Annotated in this window: 17 protein-coding genes; 9 read left to right on the top strand and 8 right to left on the bottom strand. The window is 72.8% G+C overall.

What is annotated here, in order from left to right; genetic code table 11:
• Positions 1-6: 6 nt before the first annotated feature.
• Positions 7-1,086, bottom strand: coding sequence for a hypothetical protein (locus tag OG472_RS27880; protein ID WP_401607009.1), 1,080 nt, complete (start codon positions 1,084-1,086; stop codon positions 7-9).
• 143 nt (positions 1,087-1,229) lie between these two features.
• Here OG472_RS27880 and OG472_RS27885 point away from each other — a divergent pair, with 143 nt between their 5' ends.
• Positions 1,230-1,670 carry a hypothetical protein gene (locus tag OG472_RS27885; RefSeq protein ID WP_383565500.1) on the top strand — a complete coding sequence of 147 codons (441 nt, stop codon included), beginning with the start codon at positions 1,230-1,232 and terminating at the stop codon, positions 1,668-1,670.
• 118 nt (positions 1,671-1,788) lie between these two features.
• Here the strand turns inward: OG472_RS27885 and OG472_RS27890 are convergent, their stop codons facing one another.
• The 3 genes from OG472_RS27890 to OG472_RS27900 form a co-directional block, all read right to left on the bottom strand.
• Positions 1,789-2,433 (bottom strand): RDD family protein, encoded by a 645-nt coding sequence (locus tag OG472_RS27890; RefSeq protein WP_405831770.1) that lies wholly within the window; start codon positions 2,431-2,433, stop codon positions 1,789-1,791.
• Positions 2,434-2,677: 244 nt separating this feature from the next.
• Positions 2,678-3,070, bottom strand: a complete 393-nt coding sequence (locus OG472_RS27895; RefSeq protein WP_401607003.1) for a hypothetical protein — start codon at positions 3,068-3,070, stop codon at positions 2,678-2,680.
• A gap of 91 nt (positions 3,071-3,161) precedes the next feature.
• Entirely contained in the window at positions 3,162-4,373 is a 1,212-nt protein-coding gene (locus tag OG472_RS27900; RefSeq protein WP_383565505.1) for a pyridoxal phosphate-dependent aminotransferase, read from the bottom strand.
• 290 nt (positions 4,374-4,663) lie between these two features.
• Here OG472_RS27900 and OG472_RS27905 point away from each other — a divergent pair, with 290 nt between their 5' ends.
• The 6 genes from OG472_RS27905 to OG472_RS27930 all read left to right on the top strand — a co-directional run bounded on the left by OG472_RS27905 (position 4,664) and on the right by OG472_RS27930 (position 7,281).
• Positions 4,664-4,813: a hypothetical protein gene (locus OG472_RS27905; RefSeq protein WP_401607000.1), complete on the top strand. Its 150-nt coding sequence runs from the start codon at positions 4,664-4,666 to the stop codon at positions 4,811-4,813.
• A gap of 12 nt (positions 4,814-4,825) precedes the next feature.
• Positions 4,826-5,059, top strand: coding sequence for a hypothetical protein (locus OG472_RS27910; protein WP_401606998.1), 234 nt, complete (start codon positions 4,826-4,828; stop codon positions 5,057-5,059).
• A gap of 91 nt (positions 5,060-5,150) precedes the next feature.
• Positions 5,151-5,627 (top strand): macro domain-containing protein, encoded by a 477-nt coding sequence (locus OG472_RS27915; RefSeq protein WP_405831772.1) that lies wholly within the window; start codon positions 5,151-5,153, stop codon positions 5,625-5,627.
• Positions 5,614-6,150, top strand: a complete 537-nt coding sequence (locus OG472_RS27920) for a MepB family protein (RefSeq protein WP_401606995.1) — start codon at positions 5,614-5,616, stop codon at positions 6,148-6,150. Before OG472_RS27915 ends, OG472_RS27920 begins: the two co-directional genes overlap by 14 nt.
• A 105-nt stretch (positions 6,151-6,255) precedes the next feature.
• Entirely contained in the window at positions 6,256-6,807 is a 552-nt protein-coding gene (locus OG472_RS27925) for a GNAT family N-acetyltransferase (RefSeq protein ID WP_401606994.1), read from the top strand.
• A 120-nt stretch (positions 6,808-6,927) separates the two neighbouring features.
• On the top strand, positions 6,928-7,281 hold the full coding sequence (locus tag OG472_RS27930) for a hypothetical protein (RefSeq protein ID WP_401606992.1): 354 nt from the start codon (positions 6,928-6,930) through the stop codon (positions 7,279-7,281).
• Between the two features lie 59 nt (positions 7,282-7,340).
• Here OG472_RS27930 and OG472_RS27935 read toward each other — a convergent pair whose 3' ends face one another.
• Positions 7,341-7,787: a nitroreductase/quinone reductase family protein gene (locus tag OG472_RS27935; RefSeq protein ID WP_401606990.1), complete on the bottom strand. Its 447-nt coding sequence runs from the start codon at positions 7,785-7,787 to the stop codon at positions 7,341-7,343.
• Positions 7,788-7,893: 106 nt separating this feature from the next.
• Between OG472_RS27935 and OG472_RS27940 the strand changes: the two genes are divergently transcribed.
• Complete coding sequence (locus OG472_RS27940; protein WP_401606988.1) at positions 7,894-8,853, top strand: LysR family transcriptional regulator; 960 nt, start codon at positions 7,894-7,896, stop codon at positions 8,851-8,853.
• Positions 8,854-9,060: 207 nt separating this feature from the next.
• Here the strand turns inward: OG472_RS27940 and OG472_RS27945 are convergent, their stop codons facing one another.
• A complete protein-coding gene (locus tag OG472_RS27945) occupies positions 9,061-9,246 on the bottom strand; it encodes a hypothetical protein (RefSeq protein WP_030714122.1) in 186 nt (61 codons plus the stop codon).
• A 184-nt stretch (positions 9,247-9,430) separates the two neighbouring features.
• Here OG472_RS27945 and OG472_RS27950 point away from each other — a divergent pair, with 184 nt between their 5' ends.
• Positions 9,431-10,780 carry a carbohydrate-binding protein gene (locus OG472_RS27950; RefSeq protein ID WP_405831775.1) on the top strand — a complete coding sequence of 450 codons (1,350 nt, stop codon included), beginning with the start codon at positions 9,431-9,433 and terminating at the stop codon, positions 10,778-10,780.
• 122 nt (positions 10,781-10,902) lie between these two features.
• On the opposite strand, the gene OG472_RS27955 is transcribed toward OG472_RS27950, so the two are convergent.
• A complete protein-coding gene (locus OG472_RS27955) occupies positions 10,903-11,919 on the bottom strand; it encodes a YdcF family protein (protein WP_401606985.1) in 1,017 nt (338 codons plus the stop codon).
• Between the two features lie 23 nt (positions 11,920-11,942).
• Complete coding sequence (locus tag OG472_RS27960; protein ID WP_401606983.1) at positions 11,943-13,523, bottom strand: amidohydrolase family protein; 1,581 nt, start codon at positions 13,521-13,523, stop codon at positions 11,943-11,945.
• Positions 13,524-13,527: the final 4 nt, after the last annotated feature.

Raw genomic sequence — 13,527 nt, forward strand, 5'->3', positions numbered from 1 at the left:
GGGCCCCTAACCCTTGGCGCGCTGGGCGAGCGCCATGAGGATCTTGACGGTGGGTGTGCCGACCTGGCGGATCCCGGTCAGCCCAGGGTTGAGGTAGCCGGCGTGCGGTGCGGTCGCGGCGGTGAACTCGGGCACGCCGTCCTGCGGGCGGAACCCGCGCTGCACGGCCAGCTCGCGCAGCCTCGGATCGGTGGTGAGGAGAGTGCCCAGCTCCTTCGCCTGCTCGGTGAGCGGGACGAAGGTGTGCGCCGTGTTGACGGTGGTGTCCGGGTAGAGCACGACCATGTCGCCGGGGTTCTGGTGCTGGAGCAGCAGGGAGGCCACCTGGGACTCGTACACCAGGATCAGCGGTTCGCCGCTGCCGCTGATGAAGGCCCGGAACGGGTCGTCGGTGCTCTGTTCGAGGGCGCCCTGGACGGAGATCAGCTTGCGCATCAGCGGTGCGGTGCGCTCGATCCCGGCGTCGTCGGCGACCACGCTGTTGCCGTTCGCGACGTTGGAGGTGGCCGCGAGGAAGAGGGCCCCGGAGTTGGAGGAGGCCGGGTCGGTGGTCTTGACGAACAGGGTGCCGGTCAGCTCGGTGTGGGCGGAGGAGCCGGGCAGCTGCTGCCACGTGCGGTCCTCGGCGGCGGCCTTGAGGAAGGGGCCCATGAGCAGGGTCCCGAGGTTCTTGCCGGTCATCTTGGCGAGGCCGTTGTCGGCCAGCACCTTGGCGGCGTTGGCGCGGGCGATGACCACGAGCGGGGAGTAGAAGGGCTTGGTCTCCTGGGCGCCCTTGACTCCGGCGGCGGCCGCGACCTCCTTGGCGGGTTCACTGCTGCTGGGGAAGGCGAAGTCGAACTCCTTGAGGGCGAGTTGGTCCATCGCCCAGGAGCCCGAGGTCTCCGTCTTCACGGTGTAGCCCTTGTCTGCAAGGGCCTTGACGACGTCGGGGTCGCGGAAGAATTCGGACTTCTCCGAGCCGATGACGCCACGCACGGTCTTCGTTGCCGTGGTTTCTGGGTGATCCTGCCCCTGGAAGGCGACGACGTAGAGCACGCCGCCGATCAGGAGGAGGCCCAGGACGATTCCTAGGATGCGTCTCACGGGTGCAGCGTGCTCGCGGAAACCCACATTCCGCGCTGAGTTGAATGAACGTCAGGTGTCCAGGCGGTCCCACTTCGAAATGCTGTGTGAGCCCGTGGGTGCTGGTGGGCGGGGCGGTGGCCCGGGAGGATCGGGGCATGGGCGTGAGCGCGTTGAAGTGGCAGGGCTGGCTGGTCGGCCTGGTGACGCTGGCCGGGCTGCTGGTGTTCGCCCCGCTGGGCCTGTACGTGTGGGCGAGCGGCGGCGAACCCCCCGAGGCGCCGCCCCGGGCGGCCCTGGAGGACGTACGGGTCACCGGGTGCCGAATCGATCCGGCGAGCCGGCGGGTGGTGGCCGCGGTGGAGGCGGCGGGGCGGGCCGAGGGCGCCGGCGCGTACGTCGTCACGGTCGAGTTCCGCGACGGCGCCGAACCGGACCCGGCGCGCCGGGCCGCACAGGCGCTGCTGAGGATCCCGGGCGTGGCCCCGGGGGCGACCGAGCACGGGGAGGCGGTCGGCCCGGTGTGGCCGGTGGCGACGGTGCCGTGGTGCGGGGTCGCGGGCGCCGAGTTCGCGCGGACGCCGGACACGCCTGACGGGCCGTGACACGCCCTGGCGGCGCCGCGAGCGGCCCGCGTCACCGGCGTGGGTAACCGGCGTTGGTCACTGGTGTGTGCCACCGGCCCGCGCCGGGCGGCGCGGGCCGGTGTGTGCGCTCAAGGGGTCACTTGACCTTGACGACGACGGTGCCGCACACCTTGTCGGCGAAGGTCTGCTTCTTGGCGTCCCACAGCGGCCACAGCCAGCCGATGTAGCAGGGGATGCCGTCCAGCATGTGCGCCAGCTTGCGCACGAAGGCCATGCCGAAGCCGAGGGTCGAGCCGTCGGCCTCCTTGTGCAGGCTGATCCCGACGACCTTCTTGCCCATCGTCTGGCCGGTGGTGCCCTCCTTGTGGAGCTGGAACAGGCCCATGCCGATGGCGTACAGGAAACCGACGAGGCTGAGCACACCGGGCGCCACGGCGTCGGAGTCGCCGCCGGCGATGGCCGCGCCGATGCCGATCAGCGCGTACATCGGGCCGGCGATGATCAGCACGTCGAGCAGGTACGCGCCGACGCGCAGACCCCAGTGGGCCAGCGGCGGCATGCCCGCGCCCGGCATGCCCGGCATCCCCGGCTGCTGCGGGTAGCCGTAGGCCGGCGGCGGCGGCGTCTGCTGCGGGTAGCCGTACTGCGGAGCCGCACCCTGCGGGGGCTGCTGCGGGTAGCCGTACTGCGGGGGGACGCCCTGCGGGGCCTGCTGCGGGTAGCCGGGCTGGCCCTGCGGGGGCTGCTGGCCGTAGGGGTTGTTCGGGTCGCCGAAGCTCATCGGTGAAGTCTCTCCAGGCTGCTGAAACGGGGACGAAGCGGCGTGGAGGAGATGGACTTTGTGAGCGGCCTCCCCCGTGCTGCCGCGAACTTTCAGCCCTCATCGTGTTCGGAGCACCGGATTCTGTCCAATTCCCGCCCTTGCGGCAGGCCGAGGAACGAGCCGCGCGCGTGCATCGCGGGGGCGGTCGGCACCGGGGTGTGGCACCCGGTCCGGAGCCTCCGCGGCCCCGGACCGGGGCCGTCTAGAGGGCGCCGGCCAAGTCCGCGGACTTCAGGGCGGCGGCGTGCGCGTCCATGCGCTCGGCGGCGAGGATCGCGACGGTGGTGTCGGCGCGCGAGGCGGCGACGAGGAGCGCGCGGGCGGCGAGGTCGTGTGCGCGCTGGTGCAGCGCGGCGACGTCCGCGGCGGGGCTCTGCTGCGCACGCGCGGGCTGGGACCCGCGCAGCCGGGCGACCTGGGCGGCGATCCCGGCGGCGGCCTCGTCGAGCCCGAGCTCGTCGGTGACGGCGAGCAGGGCCGAGAGGTGGCCGGCGAGCTGGATGTCCAGTGCCTCGCCGCGGCTGCTCTGCGGGTAGTCGGCCGGAGTGGCGCCCATGCGGCGGACGACCGGCTTCGTGCGGATCGGCTCGTACATGAGGTGGCCTCCTGCGTGGTCAGGAGACCATCCTACATTGGATTGGTTCTAAAGTTGAGCTGAATCCTGTTGTTGGTCTTCGCGTCCGCCGCTAGAGCTGGCTGTAGCCGTCGAGGAAGTTCCCGATCCGGGTCACGGCATCGGCCAGATCCGTGGCGTTCGGCAGGGTCACGATCCGGAAGTGGTCGGGCTCGGGCCAGTTGAAGCCCGTGCCGTGCACGACCATGATCTTCTCGGCCCGCAGCAGGTCGAGGACCATCTGCCGGTCGTCCTTGATCTTGTAGACGGACGGGTCCAGCCGCGGGAAGGCGTACAGCGCGCCCTTCGGCTTCACGCAGGTGACGCCCGGGATCTGGGTGAGCATCTCGTACGCGACGTTGCGCTGTTCCAGGATCCGCCCGCCGGGCAGGACCAGGTCCTGGATCGACTGCCGGCCGCCGAGCGCGGTGGCCACGGCGTGCTGAGAGGGCATGTTCGCGCACAGGCGCATGTTCGCCAGGATCGTCAGGCCCTCGATGTAGCAGGTGGCGTGCTTCTTCGGGCCGCAGACCGCCATCCAGCCGGCCCGGTACCCGGCGACGCGGTAGTTCTTCGAGAGGCCGTTGAAGGTCAGCGTCAGCAGGTCGGGGGCGATGGCGGCGGTGTTGTGGTGCACGGCGCCGTCGTAGAGGATCCGGTCGTAGATCTCGTCCGAGCAGACGACCAGGTTGTGGCGGCGGGCGATGTCCGTCAGCCCGCGCAGCATCTCCTCGTCGTAGACCGCGCCGGTCGGGTTGTTCGGGTTGATGATCACGATCGCCTTGGTGCGGTCGGTGACCTTGCGCTCGATGTCGGCGAGGTCCGGCATCCAGTCGGCCTGCTCGTCGCAGCGGTAGTGCACGGCCGTGCCGCCGGCGAGGGAGACGGACGCGGTCCACAGCGGGTAGTCCGGCGCGGGGACCAGCACCTCGTCACCGTCGTCGAGCAGTGCCTGCATCGACATCTGGATCAGCTCGGAGACGCCGTTGCCGAGGTAGATGTCCTCGACGTCCAGGTCGATGCCCTTGGTCTGGTAGTGCTGCATGACCGCGCGGCGCGCGGAGAGCAGCCCCTTCGCGTCTCCGTAGCCGTGGGCGTTGCCCAGGTTGCGGAGCATGTCCTCAAGGATCTCCGGCGGGCAGTCGAAGCCGAAGGCCGCGGGGTTGCCGGTGTTGAGCTTGAGGATGCGATGACCTGCTGCTTCGAGCCGCATGGCCTCTTCGAGCACGGGCCCGCGGATCTCGTAGCAGACATTGGCGAGTTTGGTTGACTGGATCACCTGCATGACGGGAGCTTACGGGCCCGGGAGCAGGCGTGACGCGCCTTTTCGAAGACAGACCCGAAGGGCGAAATGTCCTAATTTCGGGCAATGGGTGGGTGGTGCTGCGGTCCCCCCTTGGAATCCGGGGCCGCGCCCCTGCTCCGGCCTGCGGAATGAGTGGGTGCGGACCGCGCCGAAGTGACGGATGTTGCGCTCGTCACCTCGGGAAACGGCTGAGAACCGAGGGTGACTGAGTACGCCGCATGAGTACGCGCACTCATGTGGCGGGGCGCGGGTGCCGTGAGGCTGGGCGCATGAACCAGGGCGAGTGGAAGCCGGCGGACTACCGCCGGGGGGTGGAACGGGTGGGCACGGTGATCGTGGCCGCGGCGGGCGCCCTCATGGCGGCGGGGGCGATCTTGATGGCGCTGCTCTTCCTGGTGTACCTGAACAGCGGCTACTGAGGGGCGCGAGCAGTGGAGTTCGTAGTCGGTGACATGGCGATCACCACGGTCGGCACGGACGGCGACGACCGGGCGATCGAGTTCCTGGTCAGAGCGGAAGGGGCCGCGGAGGAAGGGCACTTCGCGATCTTCCGGGAACACGACGCGGGCTGGGAGTCCGCCCGGATCACCATCGCCGCGGAGTCGGCCGCGATCCCGGTGGCGGCGGTGGAGTGGGCGGTGGAATTCGCGCGCGAGTACCTGTGAGGGGTGGCGGGACGGCGGGACGGCCGGGCCGGGCGGGGGCTCCCGTCCGGTCCGGCCCGCGTTGTCAGTGGTGCCGCGTAGCGTTCGGGGGATGAAGCCGCTCAGGATCATCGCCGGGGACGCGACGAGCCCCCAGGCCAAGGGACCCAAGATCATCGCCCATGTCTGCAATGACCTCGGCGGGTGGGGGAAGGGCTTCGTGCTGGCCGTCTCGAAGCGGTGGCCCGAGCCCGAGGCGGCGTTCCGGGCCTGGCACCGGGGCCGCAGCGGGAACGACTTCGGGCTCGGCGCCGTGCAGGTGGTGCGGGTGAAGCCCGACGTGTGGGTGGCCAACATGGTCGGACAGCGCGGGATACGCACCGGGAGCGGGGGGCCGCCGATCCGCTACGACGCCGTTCGGCGCTGCCTCGGCGCGCTGGCCGAACACGCCGTCGAGCTGGGCGCCGGTGTCCACATGCCGCGCATCGGGTGCGGGCTCGCGGGCGGCACCTGGTCGCGCATCGAGCCGCTGATCACCGACGCGTTGTGCGCACGGGACGTGGAGGTGACCGTCTGTGACCACGGGTGAGTCGCAGGTGTGGGCGGGTGCGGTGCACGAGGACCTCCTCGTGGCGAAGACCCTGGTCTACGACCGGTGCGGGTTCACGTGTTCCCGGCCGGCCGCCGAGGCGGAGAGCGCCGAGTACGGGGCGTACGCGTTCACGCTGGACGGGCTGCGCGTGACCTTCCGCGCGGCCAGGACGACCCCGACGAAGGCCGGGCAGTTCGTCACGGTGTGGAAGAGGTCCGACGCCGGACCGATCCGGCCGTTCGACGTGGCGGACCCCGTCGACCTCGTCGTGGTCAGTGCCAGGGACGCGGACGGCTTCGGGCAGTTCGTGTTCCCCCGTGAGGTGCTCCGTGAGCGCGGCATCCTGTCCGTGAACGGGGCCGGCGGGAAGCGCGCCTTCCGGGTGTACCCGCCGTGGGTCGCGGTGGAGAGCCGGCAGGCCCGGGGAACGCAGGCGTGGCAGGCTGAATGCTTCCTGGACGTGGGTACGGGCGCCGCGATCGACCTCGCCCGGGCCCGGGCCCTGCACCACCCGGCCTAGGCCGTCTCTTCCGGATCTGGCCTGACCGGCAAGATCCAAAAGAGACGACCTAGGAGTCGGTGTCGGCGACGGGGCCGGGCGGGGCGCGCGTGGCACGATCGCCGCATGGAGTACCGGTACGCCACCGAGGCCGACGCGCCCGCCATGGCCGAGCTCTTCGCCGCCAACCACCACGACGCCCTGACGGAGCGGCAACGGGCGGAGCAGGGGTTCGTGCAGGGCCGCTTCGACGCGGGCGTCCTGCGCGCGATGGCCCGGGCCCGTGAGCTGCTGGTCGCGGACGACCGCGGCCGGGTCGCCGGCCTGCTCGCCCTGTCGGTCGCGGCGGATCTGGCCGATCCGTCGCCGCCGGTCGCGGGGCTGCTCCGGGCGCAGGACACCCTGGAGTGGGAAGGGCACCCGCTCGGCGAGGCGCGGTGGCTCCTCTACGGGCCGGTCGTCGTCGATGCCGCGTACCGGGGGCGGGGTGTGGCCCGGGCCCTGTTCACCATGGCCGTCGCGGCCGCCTCGGAACGGGCCGACGCGGTGGTGGCGTTCATCGAGGCCGGCAACGTGCCGTCCTGGAAGGTGCACGTCGACGGCTTCGGCATGACCCCGCTGGGCGACTACGTCGCGGGCGGGCGCACGTACAGCGCGGTCGCCGCGCCGACCACCTAGAGCGCGCCTCGCCCTGCGGGGCGCGCCACGCCGAGCGATCTTGGAGGATCGATTCGTCCCGTTCCGTCCTCCTAGGGTCGTGCCGGCACGCCCCCGTTCCCTCGGAAGGGATTCCTCCCCATGAAGCTCCGCAACGCCGCGGCCGCCGCCCTGGCCGCGTTCGCCCTGGCCCTGTCGCTGCCCGGATCGGCGCTGGCCGCCACCGGCCACTTCTCCTACAAGTACGTCGACGACCTGGGGCAGGAGCAGACCCTCGTGCTGACCGACCCGCACAGCGGCAAGTGCATCAACCTGCGGGCGGTCGGCTCCGACGCGCTGCTCCCCGGCTACGGCCCGCACAACCGGACCGACACCCCGGTGATCGTCTACAAGGGGGCGGACTGCACGGGCTCCGAGTACCGGCTGCGGGCGAACGGCAACCCGGCACGCGACGACCTCGAAGTGCGCTCGGTGAGGTTCGACGCCGCGGTCTAGCCGCGGTCCCGGGGCCGTCCGGTCCTCCCGGCGTCGCCGGACACCACGATCCGTACGCGCTACCCCTCCAGGATCACCAAGGGGATCTCGCGCGGCCGGGCGGCCCTCTGGTCGTCCTCGAACGGAGGCCAGAGGGCCGTCATCATGTCCCAGTACATCTCCCGCTCCTCCGGCGTGGCCGTGCGCGCCGTCGCCTTCACGGTGGCGGCCCCGACCTGCAGGCGGACCTCCGGGTGGGCCGTGAGGTTCCGGTACCAGTGGGGGTGGTCCCGGGCCCCGTCGCCGGCGGCCAGGACGATGAAGCGGCCCGCGTCCTCGCCGTAGATCAGCGGGGTGCGGACGGTGCGGCCGGTGGCGCGGTCCACCGTGGTGAGCAGCAGGGTGGGAACGCCGTGCCACAGGTGCCCGTCGGCGCCCGCGGTGCTCACGTAGGCGCGGACGTGGTCGAGCCGTGGTCCGGGGCGCGGGTCCGTGGGGTGTTCCCAGTCGACATCGAGTGCGTGCATTTACCTGTCCTTAGGGTTGCGGCCCTCTGGCGGCTAACGAGCATTAACGATTCTGGATGCGCACGACCCGTAGCGCACGCTTATAGGTCTGGACCAAGCTCGTGGCATGGATCTGGAGCTGAGACACCTCAAGATCGTCAGGGCCGTCGCCGACGCCGGGAGCCTGACCCGGGCCGCCACCGTCCTCGGCCTCGCGCAGCCCGCGCTCAGTACGCAGCTGAAGCGGATCGAGCGGGCACTGGGCGGGATGCTGTTCGTCCGCGGACGCGAGGGAGTACGGGCCACCGCGCTCGGGGAGCTCGTACTGGAGCGGGCGCGGGTGCTGCTGCCCGCGGTGTGCGAGCTGCAGGAGGAGGCCCAGCGGTTCGCCCGGCAGGGGGCGGCGCACGGCCACCGGCTCGGCGGGACGCACGGGCCGCTGCTCGGCGGGCTCGTGGACCGGCTCGCCCGCGAGGCGCCCGGGGTGCCGGTGACCACGTACACCTCCTGGTCCGAGCGCGAGGTCGCCGGGAGCGTCGCCGACGGGCGCCTGGACTTCGCGCTGGTCGGGGTCTGCGGGGAGAGCGCCCCGCCCGAACCGGGGCGCCTCGCCTGGATGGAGGTGGCGCGGGACCCGGTGCACGTGATGCTGGCCGAGGACCATCCGCTGGCCCTCGCCCCGCGCGGGGAGGTCGAGCTGGCCGAGCTGGCCGCCGAGGCCTGGGCGGACGTGCCGGGCGACGGGTGCTTCGGGGACTGTTTCGCCGCGGCCTGCGTACGGGCCGGGTTCACGCCCGCATGCGTCTACGAGACCGACACCGCGTCGTGCGTGCACCTGGTGCAGGTCGGGCGGGCGGTCGGGCTGTGCCGGGCGACCTTCCCGGCGACCCCGGGGGTGGTCACGCGGCCGCTGGCCGGGACTCCGCTGGTGTGGCGGCACCTGCTGGGCTGGCATCCCGCCGCGGGGGCTGCCGCCGGGGCTGCGGGGGTGCTGGCGCATGCGAGGGCTGCGCATGCGGAGGCCTTGGCCAGGGCGGGGGCGGGTGGCGGGGGGTTGCGGCACGCGGTGCCGTGGTCTGCCGCGTAGCCGGCCCGGCTGCGGCGCGGCCTCCCGGGGCTCCGCCCCAGACCCCGCGCCTCAAACGCCGGCGGGGCTGAAAGACCGGGGCTCCGCCCCACGCCCCGCGCCTCAAACGCCGGCGGGGCTGGATTGGCGCCCGGCGGGGCTGGAAGCGGGATCGGGGGACGCCCCCGGCGGGGCCGGGGGCGGTGGGCAGCCTTCGTGGCGGTCTGCTTACGGCAGGTAGCGCTCGATGACCTGCGGGCCCTCCTTCTCCATCAGCTCGCGTGCCTTCGCGACCCGCTCCGGAGTCGGGTCGTGGCCGGTCACCATCACGAGGTCCTCGGGGTCGTACGGCCGCTCCCCGCCCGTGAAGAGCCGGTCCGACCGTGTGGGCTGCTCGTCGGGTTCACTGACCATCGCGTACCTCCTACGGTTTCCCCTTCCCCTGGCCCCATGGTCCGGCCACCGGCCCATGAACGCACTTCGGCCGCCCCGGCGCCGCGGGCATAACACCGGGGGAGGGGCCAACCGGCAGCTCCCGCAGGCCGGTTCGGATTTCTACGGTTTCCGCAGACCCCACCGGAAACCGAGGAGATCCCCCATGCTCAAGCGACACGCCCGCCCGGCGTGTACCGCCCTGGCCGCCGCCGGGCTGCTGCTGGCCGGGACGAGCGGCGCCACCGCCGACTCCGGCCCCGCCGCCCCCTCGGCGGCGACCACCCTGCGCACCGCCGACGCCCCGCCCGAGCTGCTCGCCGCCATGCAGCGCGACCTCGGCCTGACCCCCACGCAGGCCAAGGCCCGCCTCGCGCACGAGGCCGAGGCGGGGGCCGCCGCCGCCCGGCTGCGGATGCGGCTCGGCGCCGCCTTCGCCGGGGCCTGGGTGGACGGGCCCGACGCGGCCACCCTCACCGTCGCCACCACCCGCGCCGCCGACACCGCCGCGATACGGGCCACCGGAGCCAGGGCGAAGGTCGTCACCCGCACGCTGGCCGACCTGGACTCCGCCAAGGCCGCCCTGGACGGGGCGGCCACCGCCGGGACCCCCGTGCGGTACGTCGACCCGCGCTCCAACACCCTGGTCGTCGAGGAGGCCGAGCCCGGGGCGGCCGCGCGGCTGCTGGCCGCCACCGGGACCGACGCGGCCCTGGTCACGGTGGTCCGTACGGTCGAGGCCCCGCGTCCCCTCTACGACCTGCGCGGCGGGGACGCGTACTACATGAACGGCAGCGGCCGCTGCTCCGTGGGCTTCCCGGTCACCAAGGGGAGCACCAGCGGCTTCGCCACCGCCGGGCACTGCGGGCGCGCCGGCACCACCACCAGCGGCTTCAACCAGGTCGCGCAGGGTTCCTTCCAGGCCTCGGTCTTCCCCGGCAACGACATGGCCTGGGTGGCCGCCAACTCCCAGTGGGCCCCGACCCCGTACGTGAAGGGCAGCGGGGGAGTGAACGTGCAGGTCACCGGCTCGGTGCTGCAGCCGGTCGGCGCCTCGGTGTGTCGTTCCGGCTCGACCACCGGCTGGCACTGCGGCACGATCCAGCAGCACGACACCAGCGTCACCTACCCCGAGGGCACCATCTCCGGCGTGACCCGCACGACGGTGTGCGCCGAGCCGGGCGATTCCGGCGGCTCCTACATCTCAGGGAGCCAGGCCCAGGGCGTGACCTCGGGCGGCTCCGGCAACTGCTCCAGCGGCGGGACCACCTTCTTCCAGCCGCTGAACCCGATCCTGTCGGCGTACGGACTGACCCTCAAGGTCACCGGCAGCGACCCGGGTCCCGGCCCCGGCCCCGGTGAGCCCGAGCCGGGCGGCAGCTGGAAGGCGGGCACCGTCTACGCGGCCGGCGCCACCGTCACCCACGGCGGCGCGAGCTACCGCTGCATCCAGGGGCACCAGGCGCAGACGGGCTGGGAGCCGCCGAACGTCCCGGCGCTCTGGCAGCGCCTGTAGCGAACGGGAGCGTGCCGGTGCCGTGGCTGCCAAGGGGGGAGTCGCGGCACCTCCGCGCGCCCGGGCACCCGCCCCCGCCCCCATGCCGAAAGGGGGCCTCGTCTTCGGCTGAGCGGACGGGGTCAGACGAGGACCGCGGCCAGTGTGCCGAGCGCGCCGAGCACGGTCAGCAGGCCGCAGATCGCGAGGTTCACCGTCCGGTGCTCCCAGAAGACCGCGACGAACTCCCGGATGGTGGCGCTCGGCCAGTAGTACTTCGCGGTGGGGGAGCCCAGTACCTGCCCGTTGACGCCGGTCTTGCGGGCCAGCATCGCGGCCCGGAAGGCATGGAAGTTGTTGGTGACCACCACGCACCGGTAGGCCGGATCGTGCGCCTCCATGATCTCCCGGCTGAAGCGCATGTTCTCCTCGGTCGTGGTGGACCTGTCCTCCAGCACGATGTGCTCCGCCGGCACGCCCTCCGCGATCAGCCAGTCGGCCATCGCCCGGGCCTCCGCGATCTTCTCGTCCGAGCCCTTGCCGCCCGAGACGAGCAGCACCGGCGGCCGGCCGGCCCGGGCCAGCTGGCCCTCGTAGATCTGCCGTCCCTTGCGCAGGCGCGAGGCCAGCAGCGGCGGCACGCGCTCCCCGCCGATCAGCCCCGACCCCAGCATGACCACGTGGTCGACGTCGCCGCGCACCTTGATCCGCCCGTACAGGAAGGCGTAGCCGAGGAAGCAGAAGAAGACGAAGGAGACGTAGCCGGCCACCACGGTGAGCGTTCCGGCGATGCCGCCCAGGACGGGGGAGCCGACCACGCCGACGAGGACCAGCAGCGCGATCAGCGCGAAGATCGCGAGGCCTGCGAGCATCGACAGCAGGTTGGCCGGCCGCAGGCCCTCCTTGCGGACCATGGTCATGCCGTTGCGGACGAGGAAGACGCCCAGCGCCAGGATTCCGAACGCGGGTGAGGCGAAGGCGAGTACGACGACCGTGACGGCCGCCCAGGTGGGCAGCTTGCCCACCTGGAGGAACAGGGCGGAGCAGGCACTGAGGAAGGTCAGCCCCAGGAGCACGGCGTTGCTGAAGCGGCGCCGGTCCTGCCGGACGCTTATGCAGAACGCGAGGAAGAGCAGGGCGGCGAGGGCGAAGGCGACCATGCCGCCCATCGTAGGTGCCGGATTCACCGAAGATCACGTGCGGTGCGGCGCACGGAACGCCCGGCCAGCACGTCCGTCCGGCGCCCGTCGCGGATGACGAACCGCCCGTCGATCAGGACGTGCGGGATGCCGGTCGGCAGCACCCGCGGCCGCTCGTACGTGGACCCGGCCGCGACCGTGCCGGGATCGAAGAGGACGAGGTCGGCGCGGTGGCCCACGCGGACCAGGCCCCGGTCGGGCAGGCGCAGGCGCGCCGCGGGGCGGCCGGCCAGGTGCGCCACGCATTCCTCCAGGGAGAGCAGGCCGAGTTCGCGGACGTAGTGGCCGAGGTAGTGCGGGAAGGTGCCGTAGGCGCGCGGGTGCGGTTTCGCGCCCTGGAGGATGCCGTCGGAGCCGCCGGTGTGGACGCGGTGGCGCATGATCGCCCGTACGTTCTCCTCGTGGCCGACGTGCTGGAGGACGGTCGGGGCGAGGCGGTCGTCCAGCAGCAGCCGGCGGGCGGTCTCCCAGCCGTCCAGGCGCGTGCCGACGTACGCGCCGAGGGCGGGATCGGCGACGCCCGAGATCTCGACCGTGGACCAGTCGACGGGAACGCCGTGGCAGCCGTCCGCTCCCTCCACTTCCAGCGCGTGGCGGATCCGCCCGGCCTGCGCGTCGTCGCGCAGGCGGGCCAGGACCGCCTCCGGGCCGCCCTCGTTCGCCCAACTGGGCAGGAGGGCGACGAGGGTGGTGCAGCCGGGGGTGTACGGGTAGCTGTCGAGGGTGATGTCGGCGCCCTCGGCCAGGGCCGCGTCGAGGAGGGCGAGCAGCTCGGGGGCGCGGCCCTCGTTCTCGCCGAAGTTCATGGTGGCGTGGGCCAGGTGCAGGGCGCAGCCGGCCTCCCGGGTCAGCGCGACCATCTCGGCGTAGGCGGCCAGCGCGCCGTGGCCGTACGAGCGGTGGTGCGGGCAGTAGTAGCCGCCGTACTCCGCCACCACCCGGCACAGTTCCGTCAGTTCGGCGCCGGAGGCGTACATGCCGGGGGTGTAGGTGAGGCCGGAGGACATGCCGACGGCGCCCTGCGCCAGGCCGTCGGCGACGAGCGATCGCATCCGGTCCAGCTCCGCCGCGGTCGCGGGGCGGTCGTCCCAGCCGAGGGCGTGGGCGCGGACGGTGCCCTGCGGGACGAGGTAGGCGGCGTTGACGGCGATGCCCTGGCCGCCGTGGGCCCGGTCCAGGCGGTCGAGGTAGCCGCCGACCGTGCGCCAGTCGAAGTCCACGTCGTCGCCAGGCCCGTTCCAGCCGGCGATGGCGGCCCGTACCCCGGCGAGCGTCCGGTCGTCGGCGGGCGCGTACGACAGGCCGTCCTGGCCGAGGACTTCGAGGGTGACGCCCTGGGCGGCCTTCGCGCTGTGGTCCGGGTCGCGGAGCAGGGCGAGGTCGCTGTGGGCGTGCATGTCGACGAAGCCGGGCGCGAGGGCGAGGCCGTGCGCGTCGAGGGTCCTGCGGCCCCCGGGGAGCGAGCCGATCTCGGCGATCCGGCCCTCGTGGACGCCGACGTCCGCGGTGTACGAAGGCCCGCCCGTGCCGTCGACGACGCGGGCCCCCCGGATGACCAGGTCCACCGGT

Source organism: Streptomyces sp. NBC_00207 (assembly GCF_045160965.1).
Classification (GTDB): Bacteria; Actinomycetota; Actinomycetes; order Streptomycetales; family Streptomycetaceae; genus Streptomyces.

Bases quoted from the DNA above. Each gene is read 5' to 3' on its own strand.
- OG472_RS27930 (WP_401606992.1), top strand. From the start codon at position 6,928: ATGAAGCTCCGCAACGCCGCGGCCGCCGCCCTGGCCGCGTTCGCCCTG.
- OG472_RS27940 (WP_401606988.1), top strand. From the start codon at position 7,894: ATGGATCTGGAGCTGAGACACCTCAAGATCGTCAGGGCCGTCGCCGAC.
- OG472_RS27915 (WP_405831772.1), top strand. From the start codon at position 5,151: ATGAAGCCGCTCAGGATCATCGCCGGGGACGCGACGAGCCCCCAGGCC.
- OG472_RS27950 (WP_405831775.1), top strand. From the start codon at position 9,431: ATGCTCAAGCGACACGCCCGCCCGGCGTGTACCGCCCTGGCCGCCGCC.
- OG472_RS27925 (WP_401606994.1), top strand. From the start codon at position 6,256: ATGGAGTACCGGTACGCCACCGAGGCCGACGCGCCCGCCATGGCCGAG.
- OG472_RS27905 (WP_401607000.1), top strand. From the start codon at position 4,664: ATGAACCAGGGCGAGTGGAAGCCGGCGGACTACCGCCGGGGGGTGGAA.
- OG472_RS27890 (WP_405831770.1), bottom strand. From the start codon at position 2,433: ATGAGCTTCGGCGACCCGAACAACCCCTACGGCCAGCAGCCCCCGCAG.
- OG472_RS27895 (WP_401607003.1), bottom strand. From the start codon at position 3,070: ATGTACGAGCCGATCCGCACGAAGCCGGTCGTCCGCCGCATGGGCGCC.
- OG472_RS27955 (WP_401606985.1), bottom strand. From the start codon at position 11,919: ATGGTCGCCTTCGCCCTCGCCGCCCTGCTCTTCCTCGCGTTCTGCATA.
- OG472_RS27945 (WP_030714122.1), bottom strand. From the start codon at position 9,246: ATGGTCAGTGAACCCGACGAGCAGCCCACACGGTCGGACCGGCTCTTC.
- OG472_RS27900 (WP_383565505.1), bottom strand. From the start codon at position 4,373: ATGCAGGTGATCCAGTCAACCAAACTCGCCAATGTCTGCTACGAGATC.
- OG472_RS27935 (WP_401606990.1), bottom strand. From the start codon at position 7,787: ATGCACGCACTCGATGTCGACTGGGAACACCCCACGGACCCGCGCCCC.